The 11,823-nt window shown below is 68.5% G+C and carries 13 protein-coding genes; 6 read left to right on the top strand and 7 right to left on the bottom strand.

Annotation, left to right across the window (positions count from 1 at the left end; genetic code table 11):
• The first annotated feature begins 3 nt into the window (after window positions 1-3).
• Window positions 4-864: a chitosanase gene (locus tag AB0D12_RS04605; RefSeq protein WP_362677025.1), complete on the top strand. Its 861-nt coding sequence runs from the start codon at window positions 4-6 to the stop codon at window positions 862-864.
• 93 nt (window positions 865-957) lie between these two features.
• On the opposite strand, the gene AB0D12_RS04610 is transcribed toward AB0D12_RS04605, so the two are convergent.
• From AB0D12_RS04610 to AB0D12_RS04640, 7 genes are all read right to left on the bottom strand, one after another.
• Window positions 958-2,292, bottom strand: a complete 1,335-nt coding sequence (locus tag AB0D12_RS04610; protein WP_362677274.1) for a nucleobase:cation symporter-2 family protein — start codon at window positions 2,290-2,292, stop codon at window positions 958-960.
• Window positions 2,293-2,610: 318 nt separating this feature from the next.
• Window positions 2,611-3,987 (bottom strand): 8-oxoguanine deaminase, encoded by a 1,377-nt coding sequence (locus AB0D12_RS04615; protein WP_362677027.1) that lies wholly within the window; start codon window positions 3,985-3,987, stop codon window positions 2,611-2,613.
• A gap of 148 nt (window positions 3,988-4,135) precedes the next feature.
• Window positions 4,136-5,059: a factor-independent urate hydroxylase gene (gene pucL / locus AB0D12_RS04620; protein ID WP_362677029.1), complete on the bottom strand. Its 924-nt coding sequence runs from the start codon at window positions 5,057-5,059 to the stop codon at window positions 4,136-4,138.
• Between the two features lie 5 nt (window positions 5,060-5,064).
• Window positions 5,065-5,469, bottom strand: a complete 405-nt coding sequence (uraH, locus tag AB0D12_RS04625) for a hydroxyisourate hydrolase (RefSeq protein ID WP_362677031.1) — start codon at window positions 5,467-5,469, stop codon at window positions 5,065-5,067.
• Between the two features lie 4 nt (window positions 5,470-5,473).
• A complete protein-coding gene (gene uraD / locus AB0D12_RS04630) occupies window positions 5,474-6,013 on the bottom strand; it encodes a 2-oxo-4-hydroxy-4-carboxy-5-ureidoimidazoline decarboxylase (protein WP_362677033.1) in 540 nt (179 codons plus the stop codon).
• A gap of 152 nt (window positions 6,014-6,165) precedes the next feature.
• On the bottom strand, window positions 6,166-6,543 hold the full coding sequence (locus AB0D12_RS04635; protein ID WP_362677035.1) for a helix-turn-helix domain-containing protein: 378 nt from the start codon (window positions 6,541-6,543) through the stop codon (window positions 6,166-6,168).
• A complete protein-coding gene (locus tag AB0D12_RS04640) occupies window positions 6,540-6,788 on the bottom strand; it encodes a hypothetical protein (protein ID WP_362677276.1) in 249 nt (82 codons plus the stop codon). The genes AB0D12_RS04635 and AB0D12_RS04640 overlap by 4 nt, the downstream gene beginning before the upstream one ends.
• 161 nt (window positions 6,789-6,949) lie before the next feature.
• Between AB0D12_RS04640 and AB0D12_RS04645 the strand changes: the two genes are divergently transcribed.
• The 5 genes from AB0D12_RS04645 (at window position 6,950) to AB0D12_RS04665 (ending at window position 11,818) form a co-directional block, all read left to right on the top strand.
• Window positions 6,950-8,023 carry a lytic transglycosylase domain-containing protein gene (locus tag AB0D12_RS04645; protein WP_362677037.1) on the top strand — a complete coding sequence of 358 codons (1,074 nt, stop codon included), beginning with the start codon at window positions 6,950-6,952 and terminating at the stop codon, window positions 8,021-8,023.
• Window positions 8,024-8,080: 57 nt separating this feature from the next.
• Window positions 8,081-9,118: a sigma-70 family RNA polymerase sigma factor gene (locus AB0D12_RS04650; RefSeq protein WP_362677039.1), complete on the top strand. Its 1,038-nt coding sequence runs from the start codon at window positions 8,081-8,083 to the stop codon at window positions 9,116-9,118.
• Window positions 9,119-9,261: 143 nt separating this feature from the next.
• Window positions 9,262-10,221, top strand: coding sequence for an ABC transporter ATP-binding protein (locus AB0D12_RS04655; RefSeq protein ID WP_362677041.1), 960 nt, complete (start codon window positions 9,262-9,264; stop codon window positions 10,219-10,221).
• Entirely contained in the window at window positions 10,218-10,988 is a 771-nt protein-coding gene (locus tag AB0D12_RS04660) for an ABC transporter permease (RefSeq protein ID WP_362677043.1), read from the top strand. The genes AB0D12_RS04655 and AB0D12_RS04660 overlap by 4 nt, the downstream gene beginning before the upstream one ends.
• A 2-nt stretch (window positions 10,989-10,990) precedes the next feature.
• Window positions 10,991-11,818 (top strand): ABC transporter permease, encoded by an 828-nt coding sequence (locus tag AB0D12_RS04665; RefSeq protein ID WP_362677045.1) that lies wholly within the window; start codon window positions 10,991-10,993, stop codon window positions 11,816-11,818.
• Window positions 11,819-11,823 lie beyond the last annotated feature (5 nt).

Here is an 11,823-nt window from a genome sequence, read left to right on the forward strand (position 1 = left end):
AAGGTGCCCACCCCCCACGTACGCGCCCCACGTCCGCTCAGGTTCCTCCCCCGCATCGCGCTCGGCGTGGCGCTCCTCGCCGTGCCGGCCACCGCCGTCGCGGCCACCTCCGACGAGCCCGCCGAGCATGTCGGCGCCACCGTGGCCCCCGCCGCCATCGGGCTCGACGACCCGGCGAAGAAGGAGATCGCCATGCAGATCGTGTCCAGCGCGGAGAACTCCTCGCTGGACTGGAAGGCGCAGTACAAGTACATCGAGGACATCGGCGACGGCCGCGGCTACACGGCCGGCATCATCGGCTTCTGTTCCGGCACCGGCGACATGCTGGCTCTGGTCGAGCTGTACACCGACCGCGAGCCCGGGAACGTCCTGGCCAAGTACCTGCCCGCACTGCGCAAGGTCGATGGCAGTGACTCACACGCCGGTCTCGACCCGAACTTCACCAAGGACTGGAAGAAGGCGGCCCAGGACTTGGAGTTCAAGAAGGCCCAGAACGACGAGCGCGACCGGGTCTACTTCAATCCCTCGGTCAACCGCGGCAAGGCGGACGGCATCGGCGTCCTCGGCCAGTTCATCTACTACGACGCCATCGTGATGCACGGCGACGGCGGCGACTCCACCGGCTTCAGCAATATCCGCAAGAAGGCTCTCGCCAAGGCCAAGACTCCGGCCCAGGGCGGCGACGAGGAGACCTATCTGAACGCGTTCCTGGACGCCCGGGTCTGGGCGATGAAGCAGGAAGAGGCGCACGAGGACACCAGCCGGGTCGACACGGCCCAGCGGGTCTTCGTCAAGAAGAACAACTTCAACCTCAACACGCCACTGGACTGGAAGGTCTACGGCCAGAGTTTCCACATCGACTGAGCACTGCCCATGAGCAGTCGCTGAGCAGTCGCTGAGCAAGACCAGGAGGGCCGGGTGTCCGTGCACACGCGCGGACACCCGGCCCTCCGGCGCTCAGTGTGCACCGGCCGGAGCGGCGATGTTGGTGACTTCCGGCTGTCCCTCCTGTGAACTGCCCTTCTTCCCCAGGTGGTTGAAGGCCAGGTTGAGGACGATCGCCACGATGCATCCGGTGGAGATGCCCGAGTCGAGAACGACGAGCGCGTCCTTCGGGAAAGCGTGGTAGAAGTCCGGCGCGGCGATCGGGATCAGGCCGATACCGACGGAGGCCGCGACGATCAGGGCGTTCTCGCCCTTCTCCAGAGCGGCCGAGGCCAGCGTCTGGATACCGCTGGCGGCGACCGAGCCGAAGAGCACGATGCCCGCGCCGCCGAGGACCGGCAGCGGAACGAGCGCGATCACGGAGGCGGCGACCGGGCAGAGGCCCAGCAGGATCAGGATGCCGCCGCCCGCGGCGACGACGAACCGGCTGCGCACCTTCGTCATCGCGACCAGGCCGATGTTCTGGGCGAAGGCGCTGCACATGAAGCCGTTGAAGAGCGGGCTGATGGCGCTGCCGAGGGTGTCGGCGCGCAGCCCGCCCTCGATGATCCGCTCGTCCGCAGGCCGGTCGACAATCTTGCCCAGGGCGAGCATGTCGGCGGTGGATTCGGTCATACAGACCAGCATCACGATGCACATCGAAACGATCGCCGCGATCTCGAACTGCGGTGCGCCGAAGTGGAACGGCGTCGGGAAGCCGACCGGATCGGCGTTCTTGATGGCGTCGAAGCTGGTCATCCCCATCGGAATGGCGATGAGTGTGCCGGCGGCGAGTCCGAGCAGGATGGCGATCTGCTGCAGGAAGCCGCGCAGCAGTTTGCGCAGCGCGAGCACGATCACGAGGGTGAGGGCCGCCATGCCGATGTTCTTCATCGAGCCGTAGCCGTCGGCGGTGGGGTTGCCGCCCTGCGACCAGTTGAAGGCGACGGGGAGCAGCGAGACACCGATCAGGGTGATGACGGTGCCGGTGACGACAGGCGGGAAGAAGCGGACCAGTTTCGAGAAGTACGGAGTGAGGACGAAGCCCAGCACGCTGGCGACGATGATCGCGCCGAAGATGACAGTGATGCCATCGGCTCCGCGGTCCTTTCCGATGGCGATCATCGGGGTCACACCGGCGAAGGAGACTCCGTTGACGAAGGGGAGCCGCGCGCCGACTTTCCAGAAGCCGAGCGTCTGCAGAAGGGTGGCTATGCCTGCGGTGAAGAGGCTCGCCCCCATCAGGAAGGCGGTCTCCTTGGCGCTGAGGCCCACGGCGGGCCCCACGATCATGGGCGGGGCCACCACGCCCGCGTACATCGCGGCCACATGCTGCAGCCCGCTGGTGAACATTTTCAGAGGAGGCAGCGTCTCATCAACCGGATGCTTCTGCTCCGGCGCCGCGACTGCATCTTCTGCGACTGCATCTTTCGGAAACCTGGGCTGTACGACCACGGGTGGTTCCTCCGGTCGGGTACACGTCGGCGGTGACGCGGGTATCAGGGAGGTGGTGCGAATGGTGCAGCGGTGAGCGCGGGCTTCTGGGGTGTGAAGACACGAGTCACCGTCCCGGGAAGTGCGGCACCGATTGGCGGTGCCGCACCTCCCGGTCACGGCTGCCATGGACCCCGCTCGGGTCCACGGCGCCGGTCGAGGGCCGTCCCCCTCGACCGGACTTCCTTCGGGTCAGTCCTGCGCGGCGATCCGCGCCAGGCGCTGTGCCTCGTCCCGCGCGGAGCGGGCGATGGCGTCCTCGTCCACCGTGGTCAGGTGGTTGTCCTCGACGACGGTCTTGCCGTTGACGAGGGAGAGCGAGACGGGGGCGGCCGCGCCGAAGACGAGAGCGATCACCGGGTCGGCGATGGAGGAGTGGGCGAGTGTGTCCAGCTTCCACAGCACCAGGTCGGCGAGCTTGCCGGCCTCGATGGAGCCGATCTGGTCGGCGCGGCCGAGGACCTGTGCGCCGCCGTACGTACCGAGGCGCAGCGCCTGCCGCGCGTTCAGAGCGGCTTCGCGGTGGGCTCCGAGGCGGTTGATGAGGAGCGCGTTGCGCAGCTCGGTGTGCAGCTCGCCCGACTCGTTGGAGGCGGTGCCGTCGACGCCGAGGCCGACCGGGACGCCGGCCTTCAGCATGTCGGGGACCCGGGCGATACCGGCGGCGAGGCGGGCGTTGGACGACGGGCAGTGCGCGACGCCGGTGCCCGTACGGGCGAAGGCGGCGATGTCCGAGTCGTTCATGTGGACGCAGTGCGCCATCCACACGTCCGGGCCGAGCCAGCCGGTCGACTCGAAGTAGTCGGTCGGGCCCATCCCGAAGAGCTCCTTGCAGAACTCCTCCTCCTCGACGGTCTCCGAGCCGTGGGTGTGCAGCCGAACGCCCTTGCGGCGGGCCAGCTCGGCGCCCTGCCTCAGCAGTTCGGTGGAGACCGAGAAGGGGGAGCACGGCGCGACGGCGATCTGCGTCATCGCGTCGAAGGAGGCGTCGTGGTGTTTGTCGATGGTGGCCTCGGTGGCGGCCAGCGCGCCCTCGAGGGACTCGACGGCGAAGTCCGGCGGCAGGCCGCCGTCCGACTTGCCGCGGTCCATGGAGCCACGGGCGAGGGTGAACCGCACACCCATGTCCGAAGCGGCGCCGATGATCGCGCCGGACAGGTCGCCGGAGCCCTGCGGGTAGACGTAGTGGTGGTCCATCGCGGTGGTGACACCGCCGCGGGCCATCATCGCGAGGGAGCCCTGCGCGGCGGCGCGGGCCATCGGCTCGTCGATGCGCGCCCACGTCGGGTAGAGCGCGACCAGCCAGTTGAAGAGGTTGTGGTCGGTGGCCAGTCCGCGGGTGATCCACTGGTAGAAGTGGTGGTGCGTGTTGATCAGGCCGGGGGTGGCGAGATGGCCGGTGCCGTCGATACGGCGGACCACGTTCTCCAGGTCGGCGGGGGCCTTGCCCGCTCCGACCGACTCGATCCGGTTGTCCGCGACGACGATGTAGCCGGAGGCGTACTCGGTGTCGTTCGCGTCCACGGTCGCGATGGAACAGTTCTCGATGACGATGCGCGAAGCCGCCATGGCGGGTCCTCGTTCTTCCCAGTTGATTGAACGGACCCGGGGGGCGAGCGGGGTGACGACCGGGTCCGGGGTTCTGTTGTTGCGCAGATGCCCCCGCTCTCCCCCTGGGACTGACGCCGGCGCAAACGTCGGGGGTACAGCAGAACTACTACAGGTTGGTCATGTCGACCGGGATCCGCGGCTCGATACCGTCCCGCAGGATGGTGGCCTCGATCAGGCCGTACGGGCGGTCGGCCGCAAAGTACACCTCATTGTCGTTCTTGAGCCCGAAAGGCTCGAGGTCGACCAGGAAGTGGTGGTTGTTCGGCAGCGAGAAGCGGATCTCGTCGATCTCGCTGCGGCTGTTGATGACCCGCGAACCCATTTGGTACAGGGTCTGCTGCAGCGAGAGGGAGTACGTCTCGGCGAAGGCCTGCAGGATGTGCTTCCTGGCCTGCTCGTACGACTTCTCCCAGTTGGGCATCCGGTCTTCGTCGCTGGTCCAGTTGTAGCGCCAGGCGGCGGAGACATCGGTGCACAGGATGCGGTCGTACGCCTCCTTGAGCGTTGTGTACTTGTCCTTGACATAGCCCCAGAACTCCGAGCTGGTGGAGTTCATGACCGTGAGGTCCTTGAGACCGGAGATGATCTCCCAGTTCTCGCCGTCGAAGGTGATCTGGCTGGTGCGCAGCTCCTGGCCCTTGCGGACGAAGGAGTGCTTGACCTCGTCCGAGCCGATGAACTTGGAGTTGGCGTCGGAGGTGGCGATCCGCTCCCAGGAGTACTCCTGGATGCGGATGCGCGCCCGGTGGATCGGCTCCTGGCTGGTCACGAAGTGACGGGCGAGGTGGATGCCGAACTGCTCGGCCGACTCGATGCCGTGCTCCTTGGCGAACGCGTACACCGTGTTCTTGGTGGTGTCGGTCGGCAGGACGTTGGCGTTGGAGCCGGAGTAGTGGACGTCGTCCATGTCGCCGGAGAGGGCGACGGAGACGTTCAGGTCCTTGATGTGGTGGGTGTCGCCGTCCCGCGTGATCTTGACGACGCGGTTCTCTGCTTTGCCGTACTGGTTCTGGCCGAGAATCGTGGGCATGTCTGCTAGCTCCCTCGGTAAACGGAGTAGCCGAACGGGTTGAGCAGCAGCGGTACGTGGTAATGCTCGCCCGGTTCGACGGCGAAAGTGATCGCCACCTCCGGGAAGAACGCACCGCTGTCCCTTACGCGGGGGGCGTCCTGCTGCGCCTCGGCTTGCTGGTTGGCACCGTGCTTGTCTGAGAAGTACGCCTCGGTCTCGAAGTCGAGACGTACATGGGTCGTCCCTTCCGGCAGCGCCGGCAGGTCCTTGCAGCGCCCGTCCGCGTCGGCCTTCGAGCCGCCGAGCGCGACCCACTCCGCGTCGAAGCCGCTGCGGGCCGCGAGCGAGATGGCGACACCCTCGGCGGGGCGTCCGATGCTGGTGTCCAGGATGTGCGTGGACACCGACGCGGTGGTCTCGGTGCTCAAGACGTCATTCTCCTTCTTCTGCGAGGCGGGTCAGCCGGATACGGTTGATCTTGCCCAGCTCGGTGCGGACGATTTCCCGCTCCTGCTCGGGCGAGTTGCCGATCCGGGTCCTGAGCGCCTCGAGCATCTGCTCACCGGTCGCGCCGGTGGCGCAGATCAGAAAGACATGGCCGAACCTGTCCTGGTAGGCCAGGTTCCCCTCGAGCATTTCGGCCTTGAGCTCCTCGGAGGCGCCGGCCATCCCACGCTGCTCGCGTGATGAGGTCGGGTCCCCGGGCTTCGGCCGGCCGATCGGCGGGTGTCCCGCCATCGCCTCGGCCAGATCATCGGCGCTCAGCTCGGCCATGGCGGCGTCGCTGGCGTCGAGGAGGGCTTCCACGGTGGCGTACGGGCGCTGGGCGAGCAGCTTGCTCCCCCACGCCGAACTGGCGCACGCCTCGTGCAGTGCGGCCAGGGCCGCGCTGTCCTGCGAGGTGTTGAACCGGGTGAGACCCGCCGGGGGTTCGGGGGCCTCCCCCGGCAAGCGCTGTGGACTCGAAGTCACGCGAGCCTCCGTGGCTGTTTTTCGCTGTGCGTTTGGACGGGCTGCGGATAGCTAACGCCCTCCGGCAACACAACGTCAACACTTTGTTGAAAACTCGGCAACGCAAAAGCCGCCGTCCGGACATCCGAACGGCGGCCCGCACCGGTACGTCCTCAGTCGTTCTTCGCGGCGTTTTCCCTGTTCAGGTAGTTATAGACGGTGAAGCGGCTGACCCCGAGGGCCCCGGCCACCGTCTCCACACCGTGTCGTACGGAGAACGCGCCGCGCGCCTCCAGTGTCCGTACCACCTGCTGCTTGGTCTTGCGGTCCAGCCCGGACAGCGGCATGCCGTGTCTGCGCTCCATCGCGGCCAGGATGTGGTCGAGGGAGTCCGCGAGCTGTGGAAGACGTACGGCGAGGACCTCCTCGCCCTCCCAGCTGAGTATGACGTCGTCCTCGCGGGCTTCGCCGGGTGCGAGCAGCTCTCCGCCCATGGCGTCCACGAGCGGCTTGACCGCCTGTGCGAGTGCGTGGTCGGCGGGCCCGGTCATTCCTCGCCCTCCACCACATTGACCTGCAGCGAGACCCGGGTGGCCCCGGCGTCCAGGGCCCTGCGCAGCAGCGCGTCGACCGCGCTCAGCACCTGCTCGGCGCCACCTTCGGCCGTATTGCCGAACGGGCCGACGTCCACCTTGTCCAGATCCGCGCCCTGCACGACCTCGCGGACGGCCAGGGCGTGCGCCGGCGGCTCGTCCAGGTCGAACGGCTCGGTCGTGAACTCCACTCTCAGTCGCACCATGCCCCCACGTTAGCCGCGCGCTCCGGCGCCGTCGTCGGCCCTCCCGGCACGGAAAAGCTCCGAAAAGGGTCCGACTCCGTGCGACGGACCTGCGCCGGTGTCGCGTAGAGCAGGTGAAGAAACGCCGCACAACAGCGGCACTGGGAGGGGTCTGCATCATGACAGGGCGCAAGCGCAAAGGTGTCAAGGCGACAGCGGTCGTTACAGCGGCCATGGCGGCACTGACCGCCTCACAGGCCCCGGGACCGGCGGCACACGCCTCGGCCCCGGCGAAGACTCACCCGGCCTCGCCGGGGCCGAGCGTCTCCGGCGACACCCCGTACCGCACCGAGTTTCCGCCGCTGAGGGCGCGCGGAGCGGCAGTCGGCGCCGACGGCGCGGAGGCCGCGGAGCGCTCCGGAGCAGCGGTCGGCGGCACGCTGCCGGCCACCGTCCTGGCCGCGTACCGGCAGGCCGAGAAGGAGCTCGCGGACAGCAGGCCGGGCTGCCGGCTGCGCTGGCAGTTGCTTGCCGCGATCGGCCAGGTCGAGTCCGGGCAGGCGCGCGGCGGCCGGGTGACCGCGGACGGCACGACGCTCACACCGATCCTCGGCCCGAGGCTGGACGGCAAGGGGTTCGCCGCCATCAGGGACACCGACGGCGGGGTGTACGACGGGGACACCGCGTACGACCGTGCTGTCGGCCCGATGCAGTTCATTCCGTCGACCTGGGCCGTCTGGGGCTCCGACGGCAACGGCGACGGACACCGCGATCCGGGCAATGTCTACGACGCGGCGCTCGCTGCGGGGCGCTATGTGTGCGCGGGCGGGCGGGATCTGTCCAATGCGGCTGACCTGGACCGCGCGATCCTGGGCTACAACCACTCCACTGCGTATCTGCGCACGGTCAGGGCATGGTTCGCCTACTACCTCGAAGGTCACCGGGTCGTGCCGGACGACGGCTCCGGACCGGCCGTCCGCCCGAAGCCGAAGCCGTCCCACACGCCTCGGCAGCCGGTCCCCTCAGCCGCTCCTGCCCGCCCTGACGACCGTGACGGCGGGGCCAAGTCCTCCCCCACGCCCTCCACTTCGCCCTCGCCGTCCAAGAGTGCGGACGGCGGCCCGGAACCGGAAGCACCGCTGCTTCCGGTCCCGAGCCCCATTGCCGGGCTGCCCGGCGTGGATACGTTGACCAGCAACGGAACGGAATCGATGCGCGCCTCCCCCTCCACAACCCCCGCTACCGGACGGTAATCTCCCCCGCGCCGGGCAAGCACCGTGTCCGGCCGGGGTGAGAGCGAAGGGGCCCTCATGACGACGGACACGCAAGCGGCCCACGAGCGGTGGCAGCGCGCGTGGGCCCACCGCGAGCAGCTGCTCAAGGTGGCCCGCCGCAGGTCCATGAGCCTGGAGGACGCCGAGGACGCCGTACACGAGGCGATGCTGCGTGCTGCCGAGAACCCTCATCTGGACGAGGAACGGCTGGGCGCCTGGCTGACTACGGTGACGATGCGGCTGTGCGTGGACCGGTACCGGCAGGTCAACCGCGAGACCGAGGTGCGCAGCAGCCCCAGGCTGCTCGCACCGGTCCCGGTGCCGGTGGAGGAGGCGGTCTGCGACCAGGCCGAGGCGAAATGGCTGGCGCGCCGGAGCGGGGAGCTGCCGGCCCGCCAGGCCGAGGCCCTGTGGCTCAAGGCCGAGGATCTGGACGTCGGCCAGGTGGCCACCAAGATGGGGCTGAGCTACCGGACGGTCGAGTCACTGCTGGCGCGGGCCCGCCGGACGCTGCGCAATTCGCTGGCCGCCACGCTCGCTCTGGGGCTGTGGCTGATCGGGCGTAGCCGCACGCAGGGCAGCAATGCCCAGGTGGTGGCGGTGGCCTCGACCGCGGCGACACTGGCGGTCGCGGGTCTGATCCTGCCGTACGTCCACAACGGGGACGGGCCGCACCGATCGCGTCCGGCAGTGCCCGCCGTCTCGGAGTTCGCGGACGTGCAGTCGCCGACAGCGGGGGGCGCGGCACCGTCCCCCGGCAGCCCGGATGCCGGGCAGGGCACGGCCGGGACGCAGCGGTACGGCGCCCCGGGGCTCACCGTGCCGCCGCTGCCCGCGCTGCCGGAACTGCCACTGCCCAGGCCCGACATACCGAACATTCCGGATGTAACAGCCGTGCCGGCGGTCCCTGTCCCGGACCTGACCGCCGTGCCCGACCTCACGTCCGCACCGGACCTGCCCGCCGTACCGGACGTGCCCGACCTGCCGACGGCGTCGGATCTGCCGTCGCAGCCGCTCCCCACCGGAGTGCCGGAGGCGAACGCGTCCGTCCCGCCGGTGCTCCCAAGCCGCTAGCACACCGGCGTACATCCACTGTTCCACCCTGATTCCGCCCAGATTCCGGGCCCGTAAAAAAATCTTCGCCCCGTCGCGACGGACGGGCCCGCCCTCCCCGTAGAGCAGATGTCGGACCGCTCCACGGCTGAAGGGTGAACCGGATGGGTGTCGAGATCTGTGTGGAAGGGCTGACCAAGTCCTTCGGCCACCAGGTCATCTGGCAGGACGTTTCACTGACGCTGCCCGCCGGGGAAATCTCGGTGATGCTCGGCCCTTCGGGCACGGGCAAATCGGTGTTCCTGAAGACGCTCGTCGGGCTGCTGCGGCCCGAACGCGGGTCGATCCGGATCGCAGGCACGGACATCACCGCCCTGCGCGAGCACGACCTGTACGAGGTGCGGAAGCTGTTCGGGGTGCTGTTCCAGGACGGTGCGCTGTTCGGCTCTATGAACCTGTACGACAACATCGCGTTCCCGCTGCGTGAGCACACCCGCAAGCCGGAGAGCGAGATCAGGCGGATCGTGCTCGAGAAGATGGACATGGTCGGACTGATCGGCGCCGAGGAGAAGCTGCCCGGCGAGATATCCGGCGGTATGCGCAAACGAGCCGGTCTCGCGCGCGCCCTGGTACTCGATCCGGAGATCATCCTTTTCGACGAGCCGGACTCGGGGCTCGACCCGGTGCGGGTGGCCTATCTCAACCAGCTGATCGTCGACCTCAACGCGCAGATCGACGCGACCTTTCTGATCGTCACCCACGACATCGCGTCGGCGCGGCAGGTGCCGGACAACATCGGGCTCCTCTTCCGGCGTGAGCTGGTGATGTTCGGCCCCCGGGAGAAGCTGCTGACGAGTGAGGAGCCGGTCGTACGGCAGTTCCTCAACGGCCGGATGCAGGGTCCGATCGGGATGGCCGAGGAGAAGGATGCGGCCCAGGTCGAGCAGGAGCTGGCGCAGCTCGGCGCGGGCGCGGATCCCACACCGCCGGGCATACCGGATCTGACGCCGCGTCTTCTGCCCACTGCGGGCATCACCCGGCCGCCTCGCTGGGAGGCGATCGCCGAACGGGAGTCGCTGCGGCAGGTGCGAGCCACGGTGCGCGGGAAGGCGGCCGGCGCATGAGCCTGTCCCCCACCGGAGCCCTCAGGCATACGGGCAGCCTGTTCGCGATGGGCCTGGATGTCGTACGGACCCTGCCCAGGCGCCCGTTCCAGATACGCGAGTTCATCCAGCAGGCCTGGTTCATCGCGAGCGTCACGATCCTGCCCACCGCGCTGGTCTCCATCCCCTTCGGGGCGGTCATCGCCCTGCAGATCGGCAGCCTGACCCGGCAGCTCGGCGCCCAGTCGTTCTCGGGCGCGGCTTCGGTGCTCGCGGTACTGCGGGAGGCCTCACCGATCGTCACCGCACTGCTGATCGCGGGGGCAGGAGGCACGGCGATCTGCGCGGACCTCGGGGCGCGCAAGATCCGCGAGGAGATCGACGCGATGCAGGTGCTGGGCATCGACCCGATCCACCGACTGGTCGTGCCGAGGGTGCTGGCCTCGATGGTGGTGGCGGTGCTGCTCAACGGACTGGTGTCGGTCGTCGGTGTGGCCGGCGGCTACTTCTTCAACGTCATCCTGCAGAACGGCACGCCGGGTGCGTATCTCGCCTCCTTCACCACCCTCGCCCAGCTGTCGGATCTGTGGGCGGCCGAGCTGAAGGCTCTGGTGTTCGGCGCCATCGCCGCCATCGTCGCCTCGTACAAGGGCCTGACCGCCAAGGGCGGCCCGAAGGGCGTCGGCGACGCGGTGAACCAGTCGGTGGTGATCACCTTCATGTTGCTCTTCGTGACGAACTTCGTGATGACCGCGGTGTACTTCCAAATCGTTCCGCAGAGGGGCTGACCGTGGCGCTCATCAGTCGAGTCGTGGGGCTTCCGCTCCGCTCCCTGGAGGAGCTAGGCACCCAACTGTCCTTCTACGGGCGCTCGCTGGCCTGGACCGGCCGCACCCTGCGCCGCTACAAGAAGGAGATCCTGCGTCTGCTGGCCGAAGTGAGCTTCGGCCGCGGCGCGCTGGCCGTGGTCGGCGGCACCGTCGGCGTCATCGCCTTCCTGTCCTTCTTCACCGGCACCGAGGTCGGCCTGCAGGGGTACGCGGCGCTCAACCAGCTGGGCACCTCCAACTTCGTGGCGTTCCTGTCGGCGTACTTCAACACCCGTGAGATCGCCCCGCTGGTGGCCGGCCTCGCCCTGTCCGCGACGGTCGGGGCCGGGTTCACCGCCCAGCTCGGCGCGATGCGGATCAGCGAGGAGACCGACGCCCTCGAAGTGATGGGCGTTCCCTCGCTGCCGTTCCTGGTGACCACCCGGATGATCGCCGGTTTCGTCGCCGTCATCCCGCTGTACGTGATCGGGCTGCTGTCCTCGTACTTCGCCGCACGCACCATCACCACCGGCTACTACGGCCAGTCCGCGGGCACCTACGACCACTACTTCCAGCAGTATCTGCCGCCGGTCGACGTGCTGTGGTCCTTCGGCAAGGTGATCGTCTTCGCCGTCGTGATCATCCTGGTGCACTGCTACTACGGCTACTACGCGAGCGGCGGCCCGGCAGGCGTCGGGGTCGCGGTCGGCCGTGCGGTGCGGACGTCCATCGTCGCCATCAACCTTCTGGACTTCTTCCTCAGTCTGGCGATCTGGGGCGCCAACACGACCGTACGGATTGCGGGGTAGTGCCG

Source organism: Streptomyces sp. NPDC048479, assembly GCF_040651435.1.
Classification (GTDB): Bacteria; Actinomycetota; Actinomycetes; order Streptomycetales; family Streptomycetaceae; genus Streptomyces.